The sequence below is a fragment of the Bacillus sp. WP8 genome, from assembly GCF_000800825.1.
Classification (GTDB): domain Bacteria; phylum Bacillota; class Bacilli; order Bacillales; family Bacillaceae; genus Bacillus; species Bacillus safensis.
Map to the genome: position 1 here is coordinate 2,522,783 of NZ_CP010075.1, position 16,897 is coordinate 2,539,679.

The window sequence follows — 16,897 nt, forward strand, 5'->3', positions numbered from 1 at the left end:
GAGCTTGGTTCCATGACCTCTTTATTTCTTCGCTGGTGTTTCGATCGATGCTCTTTTTCCTTCATGATGCCACTGTTCATATAATCCACCGATTGCACGGAATGACTCATTTACTCTCTCCACGATCTGTTGATGGATACTCGGATCATTAGGTAAATGCGTCTGGATGTTGTCGACTTGATACTGCCTCATCATGTCGATGTAGACTGTGAGAAAGATCGTGTCTTCTAAAATCCAGTAAATGACTTCATCCGCTTCTTTTGTTCTTTTATGCAGCATTTGGATTCCTCGTTCATATTGAATGAGGATATAGCCGCTCGGATCGATTTGAACATAAGGGCTCAAATCATCAAAAAATCCAGTCGTTTGAAATGGGCGTGCAATATACGGTTCATATATGTCTCTTGGCAGGGATGTCATTTGGAGACATGTATCAATGCGCTTTATGATTTCGTCTTTTTGCAGAATTTGCTTCATGTGATTCGCCGCCTTCGGGTGAGATAAAAGCTGCCAAGGGACCCCTGACAGCTTTCTCACTTTGTCTTTTTCATTTCACAGGAACATGTAAACGGCACCAATGACCGCAAAAGTGCAGGCAACTATGATTAAAACTTTTGCTAGCTTTTCCATGTCGTCTCCTTAAATGCCGGCTGCTACTACGTAAGACAGCCCAACTGAAATAATGAGTGAAATAAACCCGACCGCTCTATTATCATTCTCAATCTCTTTGTCTACTTTAAATCGTGGTGTTAAAAATTCAAAAATGAAATAGCTGACAAGCAGCATCACAAAGCCGTATACGCCCCATCCAATCATTTGCAGAAGGGAATTGTGCTGTGCAATAGAATGCTGAAACACATTCGCAATCCCAAAGATCTTTCCGCCTGTTGCCATGGCAACAGCTAAGTTCCCACGCTGAATCTCTTCCCAGTTTTTATAGGAGGTGACGAGTTCAAAAATGGTTAGAAATAAGACAAGACATAGAACGGCCACGCTGTAATAGGCGGCAATTTCCACAAGTTCATTTTCCCAAAAGGCTTTCATGCGTTTTCTCCTTTTTACTTTAATTCGACGATGGTAACGCCTGATCCTCCCTCGCCTTGTTCCCCAAAACGAGCATTTTTCACATTTCGGTGCTGTTTCAGTAATTCCTGAACCCCTTTTCTAAGGGCGCCAGTTCCTTTTCCGTGAATGATCGACACACGCGGATAACCAGCTAAGACAGCATCATCTAAATATTTCTCGACTCTGCTTAAGGCATTTTCATAACGCTCTCCCCTTAAGTCGAGCTCAAGCGATACATGATAGTCTTTTCCTTTGACTGCCGTAATGGCTTTCTCCTGCTTAAATTCAGGTGCTGATTTGATAAATTCCATGTCTTTTTCTTTTACTTTCATTTTCAGAATGCCCATTTGGACACTCCATTCTTTGTCACCTGTTTGTTCAAGCAGCGTTCCTTTTTGCCCGAAGGTGAGCACTTTCACTTCGTCGCCTGATTTTAGCTGTCTTGCTGCTTTTTTCACCGGCTCTGGCTTTTTCTTCCGGTCAAACTCAGGCACTGCATCTTCAAGACGCTTTCTCGCATCGATGAGTTCATGCTCTTTGAATGAGCGATGCTCATTTTTTATCGAACGAAGCTCTTGAATGATGTCTTCTGCTTCTTTTGAGGCTTGTTCAATTTTTTCTGCCGCTTTTTGTTCAGCTTCTTCAAGCAGTTTGTCCTTTTGCTCATTCCATTCAAGAATTTGTCTCTGCAATTCTTTATGAAGCTTTTCTGCTTCTTTTCTATAGACTTCTGTCTCATGCAGCTCTTCTTCCGCTTGTTTCTTGCTGTCTTCTAATGAAGCAATCATTTGGTCTACTTCATTATGCTCAGCATGCATATCCGCTTTTGCCCGGTCAATGAGGTGATCTGGCAAACCAAGACGTTTAGAAATTTCAAATGCATTACTTCGTCCAGGTACACCGATGAGCAATCGGTACGTTGGTGATAAGGTTTCAATGTCAAACTCCACGCTCGCATTTGTGACACCTTCTCGGTTATATCCGTAAGCCTTCAGCTCAGGATAGTGAGTTGTTGCGATGACGCGTGCATTTGTTTGATGCACCTCGTCTAAGATACTCATGGCCAGCGCGGCACCTTCAGCAGGGTCTGTTCCTGCCCCTAATTCATCAAATAACACGAGTGAGTTAGATGTCAAATTCTTTAAGATATCCACAATATTGACCATATGAGATGAGAACGTACTCAAGCTTTGCTCAATGGACTGTTCATCTCCAATATCAGCAAAGACTTGGTCGAATACAGCTACTTCCGAGCCTTCTTCAACTGGAATATGAAGGCCTGCCTGCGTCATCAGCGTCAAAAGACCAAGCGTTTTTAAAGTAACGGTCTTACCCCCTGTATTTGGACCAGTAATGACGATGGTTGAAAAATCTTTACCGAGCTCAATGTCGTTTGCCACAACCTGATCACGAGGCAATAAAGGATGTCTTGCCCGTTTTAAATAAATCTCCCCTTGATCGTTCACAGCAGGCTTTGTGGCTTTTTCTGCCTTTGCATACTTGGCTTTAGCAAAAATAAAATCTAGCGTTTGAAGCTCCTTTACATTGTGAAGCAGTTCTTCAATGTGTTCTGACACGCTCGCTGTCAGCATTTGCAGGATCTTTTCGACCTCTTGTTTTTCTTTTAAACGGGTTTGCTGCAAAGTGTTATTTAAATCCACGACCACTTGCGGCTCGATAAAAAGGGTTGCCCCAGATGATGACTGATCGTGAACAATTCCGCCGTAATTCGAGCGGTACTCCTGCTTTACCGGAATCACAAACCGGTCATTACGAATGGTAACAATCGTGTCTGACAGCATTTTTGAAGCAGATTGTGAACGAATCATGGATTCTAATTTATCTCGAACTTTTGATTCTAATGAACGTAATTGCGTACGTATTGTTCGTAGCGCCGGAGTTGCATGATCAAGCACTTCTCCATTATCACCGATACAGCTTTCGATTTCTTTTCTGACTTCGGGCAGTAATATCAGCGTCTCTGCATATGTATGAAGGCGTGGTATATCTACACCATCTTCATACAGGGACGTGAGAAAGTACTTCATATTTTTCGCAGTGTATAATAGCGCTGCAATTTCCATGAGCTCAGATGGGCTTAATGTACTGCCGATTTCTGCCCGTTTGACCCCGCGTCTAATATCCGTTAGCCCGCCAAATGGCGCAGATCCCTTTAAACGGATGACATCCTGTGCTTCTGCTACCTCTTCCAGCAAATGCTGAATGGTTTCGATATCCGTCAGCGGAGTTAAATCCTGCGCTCTTTCTTTTCCTAATGAGGATGCGGTATAGGACATGACTTTTTCTTTTACTTTATGAAATTCTAATGATGCTAACACTTTTTGTTGCAGCATGGTCCAGCCTCCTAACGACTACCTGTCACGCGTTAAAAACTTTTTGATCTCGTTTAGAGAAAAAGTATTCACGACATTTGCTTTTGGTGTCCAGCCTTTTCTTGCAGCTGTTACACCAACTTCCATATGATCCAGCATGGTGATATTGTGCGCATCTGTATTGATCATGATGTTCACACCTGCTTCGTTTGCTTTCATTAAATGCTCTGTTTTCAAATCAAGTCTTGACGGGTTGCTGTTGAGCTCTAGTGCAGTTCCCGTTTTCTTCGCAAGCTCTATGAGCTGATCTATATTTAAGGCATAGCCGTCTCGTCTGCCGATCAAACGGCCTGTTGGATGTGCAATTAAATCTACATGCTGATTCCGCAGGGCATTTTCAAGGCGCTCCATGATGACTTCCTCCGGCTGAGAAAAGCTAGAATGGATAGACGCAATCACAAAATCCATGTCTGCTAAAAAGTCATCATCATAATCTAATGATCCATCCGGGAGAATATCCATTTCGACCCCTTTGAAAATGTGAAAATGCTCGAATTCTTGATTGAGCTTGTCAATTTCTTTTGCTTGCAGACGTAAACGTTCTTTTGTTAAACCGTTTGCTACTTTTAAATATTGCGAGTGATCTGTAATCGCCATGTATTCATAGCCTTTTGCGATACATGCCTCTGCCATTTCACGAATAGAAAATGCGCCGTCACTCCAAGTTGAGTGCATATGAAGGTCGCCTTTAATATCTTTTAGCTCGACAAATTGCATACTTTCTTTATACGTATCAATCTCCGCTCCGGTTTCACGAATTTCTGGCGGAATGAGCGGAAGTTGAAAATGCGCATAAAAAGCGGCCTCGTCTTCGAACGTTTTTACTTCTCCAGTTTCAATTGTTTCCACACCATATTCACTAATACGCTCTCCGCGTTCCTTCGCCAGCTGACGCATTCGAATATTGTGGTCTTTTGAGCCAGTGAAATGATGCAGCGTTGTTGCAAATTGGTCTGTTGTCACAAGCCGGAAATCTACACTGATCTCAAAATCAAGGGCAAGAATGACAGATACCTTCGTATCACCGCTTGCGATGACGTCTTTGACATCTTGAAGTGCAACGAGCTGCTCTCTGACTTGTTCAGGATTGTCAGTCGCGATGATATAATCTAAATCTTTGACTGTTTCCCGTGCACGTCTTAAACTGCCAGCTCTTGAAAAACGAAGAATCCCCTTCATCTGTTCAAGCGCATGATCAATCCGCTCTGCCACATCTAATGCAAAGCCAATTGGCAGTCGTTCTGGCTGTTTTCCAGCCTCCTCAAGAGCGGCGAGTATCTTTTCTTCGGTTTTTTTACCGAAGCCTGCAAGCGCTTGTACTTTTTCCGCTTCGCATGCTTCTTTTAATGATTGTGCATCATGGACACCAAGCTCTTGGTAAAGCTTAGCAATCTTCTTCCCGCCAAGTCCTTGCAATTTTAAGAGCGGAACAAGTCCTTCAGGCACTTCCTTTTTTAATTGTTCGAGTGTTTCTGATTGTCCTTTTTCGATATACTCTGTGATCACAGCAAAGGTTCCTTTTCCAATGCCGGGTAATGCTAATAGATCATCTATTTGCGAAAGGCTGCGGTCGTCTTGTTCCAGTGCCGCCGCTGCTTTACGAAAGGCAGAAATTTTAAAAGGGTTATCTCCTTTTAGCTCCATATATACTGCAATTGTTTCAAGAAGTTTGATAATATCTTTTTTATTCATCTCTCATCCTCCAGCCGCTTTGGCATCTTCCTATATAAATATACAAACTTTCCCTTCATCCTACAACTTTCTGTCATGGAATGAGAAAAAACTTCTCCAGGAAAGGAGAAGTTTTTAAACTCCATACGTCGACCATAGGTCTTTGACAAGACCGGACAGGTAAGGGGTGTTGTTTACGATCACATCTGCTAACATTGATTTGCTCATCATTGTCTGCAGTGCATCTACTGGTAGTAATGCAGCGACAAACAATAGAATAAACACAAATAAATAGGTTTCAAGAAATCCTAAAACACCGCCAAGCAGTTTGTTCACCTGTTTAATCACAGGTATACTTGCAATGGTTGTGAGCAATCCGCCAATGATGGCGAGCAGGATTTTGGTCAAGATAAACAGAATGATAAACGCAATGGTATTATAATAAGCTGTTTCTAGATTTCCACTAAAGAAAGCAAGCTGCGGTTGACCGCCGCTAAAATTAGGTGCTGGAATCCACGTAAGCTGTGGTGCAAGTGACTGATAAAACATGGAAGCCACTAAGATAGAAACAACAAAGCTGATCAATTTAATAAATTGAAGAATAAACCCGCGTTTTAGACCGACAAGCGTTCCCATAAGAAGCAAAAACAAAATGATGATATCGATCACGGTAATTTCATTCCTTTTCTTTTAGCTGAATCTCTAATTTTTCGTATTGCTCTTTTAATTTCAAGTAGTCGTGGACGACATTGACTGCTGTCAGTACAGCTAATTTGTTTATATCAAGGTATGGATTTTTTTCGTTTATTTCTCTCATTTTATCATCAACAATTGACGCAACATGTCGCATATGCATCTTCGTTTCTTGTCCGATGATCGTATAGGACTGTCCGTAAATCTCAACTGTTGTTTTCGTTTTACCGCCGTCAGACAACGTTTCTCCTCCATTCCACGAGAATCCTAGTCTCTATCATAACATGTTTAGACATTGAATGGAAAGACGAGCCCTTCCCTGTTATGGTACACTTTAGAAATCAATGATATCAAGGTAAAAAGGAGTTATCCACTGTGCCCCAATCCGTTTTAAAAGCAACATCAGAAGACCTCAAAAAGATGAAGAGCGCGTATGCGCACCATTTAACAGACACTTTGCCGCCAGGTGCCCTCTTTCAAGCAAAAGTCCCTGGCTGTACGATTACAGCCTATCGATCTGGGAAAGTGCTCTTTCAAGGACAAAAGGCAGAAGCTGAAGCCAGTCAGTTCAGCCACATGCAAGCAGCTGATACGAAAAGTCAAAAAGCACCTGCTGTTACAAAATACAGTCCGCCGCCCGGCATCGCTTCCATGTCGGTCATCGGTTCAGACGAAGTAGGTACAGGTGATTATTTTGGACCGATCACAGTCTGTGCGGCCTATGTTGATGCCAGCCAGCTTGCTTTAATGAAAGAGCTTGGCGTAAAAGACTCAAAGGGATTAAAGGACCCTCAAATTATTAACATTGCCAAGGATCTCATCAAAACCATTCCGTTCAGCCTTCTCGTTCTCCGAAATGAAAAGTACAATACGATGCAGGAAAAGGGCATGAGTCAAGGAAAAATGAAGGCACTGCTTCATAACCAAGTCATTACCTCTGTGCTAGAAAAACTGGGCGGACAGCAGCCTGAGGCTATTTTGATTGACCAGTTTGCAGAACCAGGCATTTATTTCAGGCATCTGGCTGGGAAAAAAATCATTCGGGAGCGGACGTATTTTAGCACAAAAGCAGAAGGCATCCATTTGTCAGTCGCTGCGGCTTCCATTATCGCAAGGTACGCCTTTTTAATTGAAATGGACAAGTTATCAAAGGCTGCAGGCTTTGACATCCCAAAAGGAGCCGGCCCTCATGTAGACAAGGCCGCCGCCAAGCTCATCAAGCTGCATGGTGAAGATGCTTTACGTCAATTTACAAAGCTGCATTTTGCCAACACACAAAAAGCGAAAAAAATGCTATAAAAAAAGCTAGGGCCCATGAGGCCTTAGCTTTTTTCTTTAACCGCGTAAGACGGCTTGATACGTATCTTCTAGTGCTTTCAATACTTTTGTATGAACAGCTGTGACTTCTTCCTCAGTCAACGTTTGTTCAGGGTTTAAATATTGAAGAGAGAATGCAACAGATTTTTTGCCTTCTTCCATATGTTCCCCTTCGTACACATCAAATACAGAGAGGTCTGTGAGTAGATGACCACCTGCTTCATAGATGACTCGCTCCAGCTGTCCGCTTGAGATATGCTGATCGACAACAAGTGCGATATCTCTTGTCACAGCAGGGAATCTCGGAATCGCTGTATATTTCATATCCTTCGTTTCAGATGTCATCACATCTGTTAAATCAAACTCGAACACATACGTTTCTTTTAAATCCAATTCTTTTTCAACAACTGGATGCAGTGCGGCAACAAAGCCAATGACTTTGCCATTTAAGTGAACATCTGCTGTTCGCCCTGGGTGAAGACCCTCACGCTCTGCTTGAACATATGTGATTTGGTCTGACACACCAAGCTTTTCGAACAATCCTTCAGCAATTCCTTTCGCTACATAAAAATCGACGGCTTTTTTCTCGCCCTGCCAAAGATTTTTATGCCATAAGCCTGTCAGCGCACCAGCGACATGTTCTTTTTCCACTGGTTTTGCTCCTTCAGCTTCTGCTAAGAAAACAGATCCCGTTTCATAAAATCCAAATGAATCGGCTTGTCTTGCCAAGTTATATGCTACAGAATCAAGTAAGTTTGGCAAAAGACTTTGTCTCAGCACACTGCGTTCCTCACTCATTGGCAGAGAAAGCCTCGTTTCATAAGCGGGATGCAAGGCAAAAGCTGTGGACTTATGCTGATTCGTCAATGAATACGTAATCGCTTGAGAAAGTCCTGCGCCCTCTAAGAAACGTCTTACCTTTCTGCGCTTCACTTGGTATGGCGTGAGACCGCCAACCGTGCCAGCTGTTGCAGGCAGTGTAGATGGAATATTATCGTAGCCGTATAATCTTGCGACTTCTTCAATGAGGTCTTCTTCAATCGTAATATCCATTCTGCGGGAAGGAACTGTTACGACAAGAACATCATTTGATTCGCCCACTGTGAAGCCTAGTTTGTTGAAAATCTGAATCATATCTTCTTTTGAAATGTTCATTCCAAGCACCTTGTTCACACGCTCAGTTGATACGTGGATGACATTCATACTTGCTTCAAGGTGATTTTCCTCAACTGTACCGTTTAGCACTTCGCCGCCTGCATACATGCTGATCAATTGAGCTGCTCTTTCTGCTGCCGGCTTCGTACGCTGCGGATCGAGTCCTTTTTCAAATCGTGTGCTTGATTCACTGCGAAGTCCTAAGTCTCTAGATGCTTGACGGACTGTTTGACCGTTGAAATATGCCGCTTCTAAAAGAATCGTCGTCGTCTCATCACGCACCTCTGATTCAAAGCCGCCCATGACGCCTGCTACCGCGTGCGCTTTCGTTCCATTCGTAATGACAAGATGCTTTGATGACAATGTACGCTCTTGTTCATCGAGTGTTTGAATGATTTCGCTATCAGTTGCTTTACGAACGACCACCTGTTTTGAACCAAAGCGGTCATAATCAAAGGCATGAAGCGGCTGGCCGTATTCAAGCAGTACAAAATTTGTAATATCCACGACGTTGTTAATTGGACGAATGCCTGCATTCATCAATCTTGTTTGCATCCAAAGCGGTGCTGGTCCAACCTTTACATTTTTAATGATCTTTGCTGCATAAAGTGGATTCGCTTCTTGATCCTCAATTTTAACAGAAATATAGTCTGCTGCTTTTTCGGAAGAAGTGTCATGTGCTGTATCAGGAAGCTTGATGTCTCTTCCTAAAATGGCCGCAACCTCATAAGCGACACCTAGCATATTCAGGGCATCGGCACGGTTTGGTGTTAAGCCAAGCTCAAGTACCGCATCATCTAATTGAAGTGCTTGAAGGGCATCATCCCCTGGTTTCACGTCATTCGGGAAAACAAAAATACCTTCTGCATATTCTTTTGGTACGAGCTTGCTCTCTACACCTAATTCTTGCAGAGAACAAATCATGCCATGAGACTCTTCACCGCGCAATTTTGCTTTTTTAATTTTGAAGTTGCCAGGAAGGACTGCACCAACTGTTGCGACGGCCACATGCTGTCCTTTCTCCACATTCGGAGCCCCGCAAATAATTTGCACCGGTGCGTCTTCGCCGATATCAACAAGACATTTGTTTAATTTATCTGCATTCGGATGCTGTTCACGTTCAATGACGTGTCCAACGACAACCCCTTTGATGCCTTCACCTTTATATTCAACGGCTTCCACTTCAATTCCGCTTCTTGTGATTTTTTCTGCTAATTCATCCGGCTTGATGCCTTCTAAATCGACATAGTCTTCTAACCATTTATATGAAACAAACATGTTGATTTCCTCCTCTTAGTCCTGCTTGAATTGCTTTGTGAATCTAATGTCATTTGTGTAGAAATGACGAATATCGTCAATGCCGTATTTCAGCATCGCAATCCGTTCCACACCCATTCCAAAAGCAAAGCCTTGGTAAGTTTCTGGATCAAATCCGCTCATTTTCAGGACATTCGGATGAACCATTCCTGCACCTAAAATCTCGATCCAGCCTGTTCCTTTACATACAGAGCAGCCCTTCCCGCCGCATTTAAAGCAAGACACATCGACTTCAACAGACGGTTCTGTGAATGGGAAAAAGCTTGGACGCAGTCTAATTTCACGATCTTCTCCAAACATTTTTCTTGCGACTGTCTCCAGCGTTCCTTTTAGATCACTCATGCTAATATTGTGATCGACGACAAGCCCTTCAATTTGCATAAATTGATGTGAATGAGTCGCATCATCACTGTCACGTCTATATACTTTCCCAGGACAGATGATCTTCACAGGACCTTGTCCTTTATATTTCTCAAGTGTACGTGCTTGAACTGGTGATGTTTGTGTTCTCATCAGTGTATCTTCCGTAATATAGAAGCTGTCCTGCATATCACGTGCCGGATGCTCCTTTGGAAGATTCAGTGCTTCAAAGTTATAGTAATCCGTTTCCACTTCAGGACCTTCCTCAACGGTATAGCCCATTCCGATAAATAAATCTTCAATGTCTTCGACAACTATCGTTAATGGATGTCTTGCCCCCATTTTGATTGGACTTGCCGGCAAAGTAACATCGATCGTTTGAGAAGCAAGTTTCTTCTTTACTTCTTCTGCTTCCAGCTGTTCATTTTTTTCAGCAATGGCACCAGCAATCTGCTCTCTTACTTCATTTGCGAGTGCACCCATTTTCGGTCTTTCTTCCGCGGAGAGCTTGCCCATTCCGCGAAGCACTTCTGTAATCGGTCCTTTTTTCCCTAAATATTGAACCCGAATGTCATTGACCTCTTTGAGCGAGCTAGCTGCTTCAACCTTCGCTATCGCCTCTGTTTCAAGCTGTTTTAACGTTTCTTGCATGAGTGTAATCCTCCTTTTGATATACAAAACCGCTCGGATAAACGGCTGTTTGATCGTTTGAAGACAATAAAAAAACCCGTCCCTCCATAAAAGAAGGGACGAGTTGTGGTCGCGGTACCACCCTTGTTAAGCACAAATGCATGTGCGAATAAGCTTCATTGACATAACGGAATCAAACGAATCCGGTTCACCTTTACGCAAAGCAACGCCTGCGGTCCCGGTGACAACTCCAGAGGTGAATTCCTGTTTCAGCTTTCCTTAAATGCACTTTCAGTCTACGATGCATTCTCCCTATAAGGCTGCTTCTTGAAACAATCTTCCTCTATCATGGTTTTTAAAATATTAGTTTTATTATAGTGAAAATGAACGCATGTTGCAACATTATCCACGCAAATGATAGACAAGAACAGCTGCTGCAACAGCTACATTTAATGATTCTGCCTGCCCATACATTGGTACATATAAATTTTGGTCTGTCATTTGCAGAATCTCTGGATCAATACCAGCTCCTTCATTTCCAACAATTAAAGCAAATGGGCCTTCTGCCGTTACGCTTTTATACTCTTTCGCATCTTTTAAGGCACTGCCGTATACAGGTAAGCCTCGTTCTTTCAGTTCCATGATTGCCTGTTGAAGGGATTGCTTTAAGATAGGCAGGTGGAAATGAGACCCTTGTGCGGATCGGAGCGTTTTTCCGTTAAACGCATCAACTGTTCCTTCTCCTAAGATCACAGCATCAAGACCAGCCGCATCTGCTGTTCGAATGAGTGTGCCTAAATTCCCCGGATCCTGCACTGCGTCTAATAAAAGAAGCCGTTCAACCTTCTTTTCTTCAAAAACAGGAACTGTACAGACAGCGGCAATGTGCTGAGGCGTTTCTGTTTCTGTCATGGCAGAAAAGGCCTCTTCGCTCAGTTCATAAAGCTCAATGTCAGGCTGGATATGAGGAGGAAGCATATCGGGCGAAGTGACCATTAATTCCTTCACGATCCCGCTCTTTAATGCTTCTTCGACTAAGTGTATTCCCTCAACGAGAAACAGCCCCGTTTTCGTTCTTTCTTTTTTCGTATGGAGCTTTTTCCACTGTTTAATGTTTGTGTTTTTAGCTGATTCTATATATTTCAAGCGACGTTAACTCCTTTAATTATCATGAATTTATTATATCTCATGCACACTACATAATAAACCTGTCTTTGAGACAGAATAGGGCTATTACCATCAAAAAAGGAGTGTGGGCAATGGATTTTAATTTAAGAGGCGCAGTCATTCAAAACATTACTGGCCATAATCAAGAACAGCTTGAACATACGATTTTAGATGCTATTCAAAGCGGCGAGGAAAAAATGCTGCCAGGTCTTGGCGTGTTGTTTGAGGTGCTATGGCAAGAGGCATCAGAAAACGAAAAAAATGAGATCCTTGAAACACTAGAGCAAGGCTTAAAGCCTCAGCAGCAGCAATAAAAGAAGCCGGTTTGCTTATAAAAGCAAGCCGGCCTTTTTCATTTAGCCAGTGATAGGCGTTTCCATTCGAAGCGCTGGATCACGCCAGATTTCAACCCATTTTTTAATTGCAAACACAATAATCACAAACCCTAAGATCAGCATGATGATCGAAAGCACCGCATTCAGCACACTATAGCCGGATGCTTCAGGATTGAGATATACATTCGCTACCATCCAATAGCCTGCATAATTCACCGTCACATATAAGTAAGCAAGCGGAATTAAACAAGTCAGCATATAACGTCTTTTATCTGCAATTTTTAATACAACCGTCGCCCCAATGATCAATCCAACCGAAGCCATTAACTGGTTTGAAACCCCAAACAGCGCCCAAATAGACCCGATGTCACCTGAGTAAAGTAAGTATCCCCACATAAAACAAGCAAGCGCACTTGCAAACACCGAACCAGGTACCCAGTCAGTTCGTTTAAGCGGTTTATATGCTTCACCTAAGAAGTCTTGAATCAAATAGCGTGCCACACGTGTCCCCGCATCAATAGCCGTTAAAATAAAAACAGCCTCAAACATAATGACAAACTGGAAGAAGTAAGAAGCCAAATGACTAAAGAACGGAATTCCCGTAAAGATATACGCCATCCCTACCGCTAATGTTACGGCACCACCCGTTCTTCCTTCTAAATCAAGGCCGATTTCCTTACTCAGCTGCGGAAGGTTTTCAACGCTCATACCGAGTGTCCGGAAGACTTCTGGCGTACTGTTTATCGCAAAATAATCTCCTGGATGCAGGGCCGTAGCCGCAATTAAAGCCATAATCCCAACTAAGCATTCGACCAGCATTGCACCAAACGCAACAGGCTTCATATCACTCCAGCGGTCCAGCATCTTAGGTGTTGTCCCTGAACCAACAAATGCGTGGAAACCAGAAATGGCACCGCAAGCAATGGTAATCGAAATAAATGGCCAGACAGGACCAGCTAATACAGGTCCTCCTCCGTTCACAAACTCTGTAAACGCCGGGAATTGAATGGACGGATTCACCACAAAGATGCCGGCAATCAGCGCAATGAATACACCAATTTTCATAAAACTACTTAAATAGTCCCTCGGTGCAAGCAGCAGCCAAACTGGCAGAGCCGCAGCAAAAAAGGCATAGATCGGCAGGGCAAGAGCAAGCGTTTTTGTATCAAGTGTTAAAAAATCACCTAGTGCCGTTCCTTGAATATTTGGACCAAGGAATACACCAAACATCAGCAAAATAAATCCCGCAGATGTCGCCAGCTTTAAATTGCCTGTTTTTTTATAATACAGACCAACTCCCATCGCAATCGGAATCGTGATTCCAACTGCAAATGTCCCCCAAGGGTTTCGTTCTAAAGCATGAAGCACAACCATAGACAAACCTGCCATTGTGATTGTAATAATAAACAGCATCGCAAGCCCTGTACAAAACCCTGCAACAGGTCCCAGCTCTTCCTTCGCTACCTCTGATAATGATTTCCCCTTTTTTCGCATCGACGCAAATAAGACGACTAGATCATGTACAGCTCCGCCTATGACTGCACCAATTAAAAGCCAAAGGAGACCAGGTAAATACCCAAATTGAGCGGCTAATATCGGACCCACTAACGGACCAGCAGCTGCAATCGCAGCAAAGTGATGCCCAAATGTAACCCATTTGTTTGTCGGCACATAATCTTTCCCGTCCTCTAGTAGGTGAGCCGGTGTAGGATGATCATCTGTGACTTTTAATACCTTGACCATCATAAATGTGCCATAAAGACGATAGGCAATCGCTAAAATACACATAGATCCTATTACAATTGTAACCGCATTCATTTAACCATCCCCTTTGTATAAACAATTTGTTACAAATATAACATAAATTGATTGATTTTTCTTTCTTTTAAAACCAAGTTGACAAATAAGAATAATATGTTTATTCTTAAGGTAGCTTCACCTACTTCCATAAACTCTCTTTTGGCAGGGCATTCTATGGCTCTGTCCTTTTTATTGCTTTCATCTTACAAAAATAAACGCTTGATCACACGTGCCTTATTCACTAGGAAATATTCTCTTCTTTTGCCATAAATAGTTCTTTTGGCGCATCTTAAAAAAACACCGTTCATTTCCTGGGAAATTCAATAAAAAAAGCCTTTCCCCTGCTGAGGAAAGGCTTCCTTACTTATGAACCGTACGTAATTTGTTCGACGGTTTTTTGATCAAGTCTTTTGATCACTTCAGTTAAAAGCTTCACTGCATTTTCATAATCATCTCGGTGAATCATTGCAGCATGGGTATGAATATATCTGCTCGGAATCCCGATAGATAGTGATGGAACACCATGACCCGTTAAATGAATACCGCCAGCATCTGTCCCGCCGCCAGGCATTGAGTCATATTGATAAGGAATGTTCAGCTCATCCGCAGTTTGGACAACAAAATCACGAAGTCCTTTATGAGAGACCATTGAAGCATCAAAGACAACAATCGTTGGGCCTTTGCCAAGTTTGCTTGTTGCTTCTTTCTCAGTGATGCCTGGTGTATCTCCTGCCACACCTACATCAATGGCAAATCCAATATCAGGCTGAATCGTAGCCGCTGCTGTTTTGGCTCCGCGCAGGCCTACTTCCTCTTGGACAGTTGCGACGCTGTAAGCAATATTCTCATGCTGAGCGTTGTGTAAGTTTTTCATGACATCAATTGCCGCGGCACATCCAATGCGGTTGTCCCACGCTTTTGCAAGGAGCATTTTTTCATCATTCATGACTGTAAACTCAAAGTAAGGAACGATTTGATCTCCAGGCAGCACACCCCACTCCATTGCCTGTTCTTTGCTTGACGCCCCAATATCAATAAACATATCCGTAATCTCAATTGACTTTTTGCGAGCTTCAGGTGACAAGACGTGTGGTGGTTTAGAACCAATGACCCCTGTAATCTCTCCCTTTTTCGTTACAATGGTGACACGCTGAGCGAGCATGACCTGTGACCACCAGCCGCCGACTGTTTGAAAACGAATGTAGCCTTTGTCATCAATTTTTGTCACCATGAACCCTACTTCATCTAAGTGACCTGCGAGCATAATTTTAGGCCCGTTTGCGTTTCCTTCCTTTTTAGCAATCAAGCTGCCAAGGCGGTCTGTAGAGACTTCATCTGCATATGATTCTATGTATGTCTGCATGACTTTTTTGACATCACGTTCATTTCCTGGGATCCCTTTTGCATCCGTTAGGTCTTTCAGCATAGTTAATGTTTGATCTAGCTTTGTCATTCCATTTATCCTCCTTTATCTTCATGGTGCATTCTTATTATACAAAACCTCTTTCGTTCAATACGATCTTTTTATGAATATTTTTTCGTTTTACGAAATATTTTTTTAAAAAAAGTTGAAACCTTTTGGCGTTTTCATTCGTAGTACATCAGATAACGGTATTGGAGGTGCATCCTGTCATGTTTGTAATCCTCATGAGACTAGCTCTTGTTGCACTGCTTGTCTACATCTTCTACATGGCGGTAAAATTCTTCTCAAATCCGAGAAGAAAGCTGAAACAAGCACAATTAAAAGAAGGCTTTTATTTTATGGACGAACAGCAAAACGCGCGCAAAAACTTTAATTTCGTCTATAAAGGTGTCTTGTTTGAAGGGGAGAAGCATGTTCCTTCTAAGGATCATCCTCTGTTTGTCCACTCCATTTACGTTTGGACGGAGTCACCTGAGAAGCTGAGTGAATTTACATTAGAAGACTTTGAAAAACTAGAGGAAAACATTATCGAGCGTTATCCTCAAACCAAAATTGATTGGGATCAGCCCATTAAAAAAATCAAACAAAAAAAAGGAGCAGACACGCCGTCCTGATGGCGTCTGCTCCTTTTTCAAGTAACTTGGATATAGCCCAATAGAATCAACTGCAAAATCATTAATACAGGCATGCCGATTTGAAAGGCAGGATGCTTTGTTTTATGCCGGAAATACTGCATTCCCAGATACGATCCAGCGGCGCCAAAAAGCACCGCAGCACTCCATAAATGCGCCTCTGAAATTCTCCATTTATGTGCTTTGGCCCGGCGTTTGTCCTCACCCATGAGAAAAAAGCCGTAGCCATTCACTAAAATAAGCAGCAGGATCAAAGCCATATTCATTCATTTCACCTCACATGATGAGAAAAAAAGATCACCCCTCAAAGGAATGATCTTTTATAAAACTTACTTGTCTAGTTGTGCTTTTGCAGCATCAGCAAGCTGATTGAATGCATTTAGGTCATTCACAGCAAGGTCAGCAAGCATTTTGCGGTTTACTTCGATACCAGAAAGCTTTAAGCCATGCATTAAACGGCTGTAAGAAAGACCGTTCATACGAGCTGCAGCGTTGATACGAGTGATCCATAGTTTACGGAAGTCACGTTTTTTCTGACGACGGTCACGGAAAGCGTAGTTTCCAGATTTCATCACCTGTTGGTTTGCTACTTTGTATAATCTATGTTTTGAACCGAAATAACCTTTTGCTAATTTAAGAACCTTTTTACGACGCTGACGCGACACAGTTCCGCCTTTTACTCTTGGCATTGTAATTCCCTCCTATGATTCCTATTCCAAATTACTTGATGTTTGCAAGTTGTTGTTTGATACGTTTGAAATCTCCAGCACTTACGATTGCGCTCTTACGCAATTTACGTTTTTGCTTTGTAGATTTGTTAGCGAACAAGTGACTTGTGTACGCATGAGAACGTTTAAGTTTACCAGAACCTGTTTTTTTGAAACGTTTAGCAGATCCGCGGTGAGTTTTCATTTTTGGCATTGGATGTTTCCTCCCTCT

General features: G+C 42.6%; 17 protein-coding genes. 3 read left to right on the forward strand and 14 right to left on the reverse strand.

What is annotated here, in order from left to right; all coding sequences use genetic code 11:
- Positions 1-21: 21 nt before the first annotated feature.
- The 6 genes from QR42_RS12690 to zapA all read right to left on the reverse strand — a co-directional run bounded on the left by QR42_RS12690 (position 22) and on the right by zapA (position 6,063).
- The gene (locus QR42_RS12690; protein WP_039180505.1) at positions 22-477 is read right to left on the reverse strand and encodes an immunity 63 family protein; all 456 of its coding nucleotides are present in this window, start codon (positions 475-477) and stop codon (positions 22-24) included.
- Between the two features lie 162 nt (positions 478-639).
- Positions 640-1,044: a DUF350 domain-containing protein gene (locus QR42_RS12695; RefSeq protein ID WP_008345990.1), complete on the reverse strand. Its 405-nt coding sequence runs from the start codon at positions 1,042-1,044 to the stop codon at positions 640-642.
- Positions 1,045-1,058: 14 nt separating this feature from the next.
- The gene (locus QR42_RS12700) at positions 1,059-3,416 is read right to left on the reverse strand and encodes an endonuclease MutS2 (RefSeq protein WP_039183248.1); all 2,358 of its coding nucleotides are present in this window, start codon (positions 3,414-3,416) and stop codon (positions 1,059-1,061) included.
- A gap of 21 nt (positions 3,417-3,437) precedes the next feature.
- A complete protein-coding gene (gene polX, locus QR42_RS12705) occupies positions 3,438-5,150 on the reverse strand; it encodes a DNA polymerase/3'-5' exonuclease PolX (protein WP_039180509.1) in 1,713 nt (570 codons plus the stop codon).
- A 114-nt stretch (positions 5,151-5,264) separates the two neighbouring features.
- Positions 5,265-5,798, reverse strand: coding sequence for a CvpA family protein (locus QR42_RS12710; protein WP_024423226.1), 534 nt, complete (start codon positions 5,796-5,798; stop codon positions 5,265-5,267).
- Between the two features lie 7 nt (positions 5,799-5,805).
- Complete coding sequence (gene zapA / locus QR42_RS12715) at positions 5,806-6,063, reverse strand: cell division protein ZapA (RefSeq protein WP_012010831.1); 258 nt, start codon at positions 6,061-6,063, stop codon at positions 5,806-5,808.
- A 134-nt stretch (positions 6,064-6,197) separates the two neighbouring features.
- Here zapA and rnhC point away from each other — a divergent pair, with 134 nt between their 5' ends.
- Positions 6,198-7,121, forward strand: a complete 924-nt coding sequence (gene rnhC / locus QR42_RS12720) for a ribonuclease HIII (protein ID WP_039180512.1) — start codon at positions 6,198-6,200, stop codon at positions 7,119-7,121.
- Between the two features lie 36 nt (positions 7,122-7,157).
- On the opposite strand, the gene pheT is transcribed toward rnhC, so the two are convergent.
- The 3 genes from pheT to QR42_RS12735 all read right to left on the reverse strand — a co-directional run bounded on the left by pheT (position 7,158) and on the right by QR42_RS12735 (position 11,747).
- On the reverse strand, positions 7,158-9,572 hold the full coding sequence (gene pheT, locus QR42_RS12725) for a phenylalanine--tRNA ligase subunit beta (protein ID WP_039180515.1): 2,415 nt from the start codon (positions 9,570-9,572) through the stop codon (positions 7,158-7,160).
- A 15-nt stretch (positions 9,573-9,587) separates the two neighbouring features.
- The gene (gene pheS, locus QR42_RS12730; RefSeq protein WP_039180518.1) at positions 9,588-10,622 is read right to left on the reverse strand and encodes a phenylalanine--tRNA ligase subunit alpha; all 1,035 of its coding nucleotides are present in this window, start codon (positions 10,620-10,622) and stop codon (positions 9,588-9,590) included.
- Between the two features lie 381 nt (positions 10,623-11,003).
- Positions 11,004-11,747, reverse strand: a complete 744-nt coding sequence (locus QR42_RS12735; RefSeq protein ID WP_039180522.1) for a TrmH family RNA methyltransferase — start codon at positions 11,745-11,747, stop codon at positions 11,004-11,006.
- A gap of 113 nt (positions 11,748-11,860) precedes the next feature.
- On the opposite strand from QR42_RS12735, the gene sspI reads away from it, so the two are divergent.
- On the forward strand, positions 11,861-12,082 hold the full coding sequence (gene sspI / locus QR42_RS12740) for a small acid-soluble spore protein SspI (protein WP_024425725.1): 222 nt from the start codon (positions 11,861-11,863) through the stop codon (positions 12,080-12,082).
- A gap of 42 nt (positions 12,083-12,124) precedes the next feature.
- Here the strand turns inward: sspI and cstA are convergent, their stop codons facing one another.
- Complete coding sequence (gene cstA, locus QR42_RS12745) at positions 12,125-13,921, reverse strand: carbon starvation protein CstA (RefSeq protein ID WP_039180524.1); 1,797 nt, start codon at positions 13,919-13,921, stop codon at positions 12,125-12,127.
- Positions 13,922-14,267: 346 nt separating this feature from the next.
- Positions 14,268-15,356, reverse strand: a complete 1,089-nt coding sequence (locus tag QR42_RS12750; RefSeq protein ID WP_039180527.1) for a M42 family metallopeptidase — start codon at positions 15,354-15,356, stop codon at positions 14,268-14,270.
- A 179-nt stretch (positions 15,357-15,535) separates the two neighbouring features.
- Here QR42_RS12750 and QR42_RS12755 point away from each other — a divergent pair, with 179 nt between their 5' ends.
- Positions 15,536-15,940: a hypothetical protein gene (locus QR42_RS12755; RefSeq protein WP_024426127.1), complete on the forward strand. Its 405-nt coding sequence runs from the start codon at positions 15,536-15,538 to the stop codon at positions 15,938-15,940.
- Between the two features lie 17 nt (positions 15,941-15,957).
- Here QR42_RS12755 and QR42_RS12760 read toward each other — a convergent pair whose 3' ends face one another.
- The 3 genes from QR42_RS12760 to rpmI all read right to left on the reverse strand — a co-directional run bounded on the left by QR42_RS12760 (position 15,958) and on the right by rpmI (position 16,879).
- Entirely contained in the window at positions 15,958-16,224 is a 267-nt protein-coding gene (locus QR42_RS12760; protein ID WP_039180532.1) for a DUF1294 domain-containing protein, read from the reverse strand.
- 63 nt (positions 16,225-16,287) lie between these two features.
- A complete protein-coding gene (gene rplT, locus QR42_RS12765; RefSeq protein ID WP_007501659.1) occupies positions 16,288-16,647 on the reverse strand; it encodes a 50S ribosomal protein L20 in 360 nt (119 codons plus the stop codon).
- 31 nt (positions 16,648-16,678) lie between these two features.
- Positions 16,679-16,879: a 50S ribosomal protein L35 gene (gene rpmI / locus QR42_RS12770; RefSeq protein WP_003216324.1), complete on the reverse strand. Its 201-nt coding sequence runs from the start codon at positions 16,877-16,879 to the stop codon at positions 16,679-16,681.
- Between the last annotated feature and the right edge of the window lie 18 nt (positions 16,880-16,897).

Coding starts and splice junctions, on each gene's coding strand:
- QR42_RS12690 (WP_039180505.1), bottom strand. CDS start 477: ATGAAGCAAATTCTGCAAAAAGACGAAATCATAAAGCGCATTGATACA.
- QR42_RS12695 (WP_008345990.1), bottom strand. CDS start 1,044: ATGAAAGCCTTTTGGGAAAATGAACTTGTGGAAATTGCCGCCTATTAC.
- polX (WP_039180509.1), bottom strand. CDS start 5,150: ATGAATAAAAAAGATATTATCAAACTTCTTGAAACAATTGCAGTATAT.
- pheT (WP_039180515.1), bottom strand. CDS start 9,572: ATGTTTGTTTCATATAAATGGTTAGAAGACTATGTCGATTTAGAAGGC.
- pheS (WP_039180518.1), bottom strand. CDS start 10,622: ATGCAAGAAACGTTAAAACAGCTTGAAACAGAGGCGATAGCGAAGGTT.
- sspI (WP_024425725.1), top strand. CDS start 11,861: ATGGATTTTAATTTAAGAGGCGCAGTCATTCAAAACATTACTGGCCAT.
- cstA (WP_039180524.1), bottom strand. CDS start 13,921: ATGAATGCGGTTACAATTGTAATAGGATCTATGTGTATTTTAGCGATT.
- QR42_RS12750 (WP_039180527.1), bottom strand. CDS start 15,356: ATGACAAAGCTAGATCAAACATTAACTATGCTGAAAGACCTAACGGAT.
- QR42_RS12755 (WP_024426127.1), top strand. CDS start 15,536: ATGTTTGTAATCCTCATGAGACTAGCTCTTGTTGCACTGCTTGTCTAC.
- QR42_RS12760 (WP_039180532.1), bottom strand. CDS start 16,224: ATGAATATGGCTTTGATCCTGCTGCTTATTTTAGTGAATGGCTACGGC.
- rplT (WP_007501659.1), bottom strand. CDS start 16,647: ATGCCAAGAGTAAAAGGCGGAACTGTGTCGCGTCAGCGTCGTAAAAAG.
- rpmI (WP_003216324.1), bottom strand. CDS start 16,879: ATGCCAAAAATGAAAACTCACCGCGGATCTGCTAAACGTTTCAAAAAA.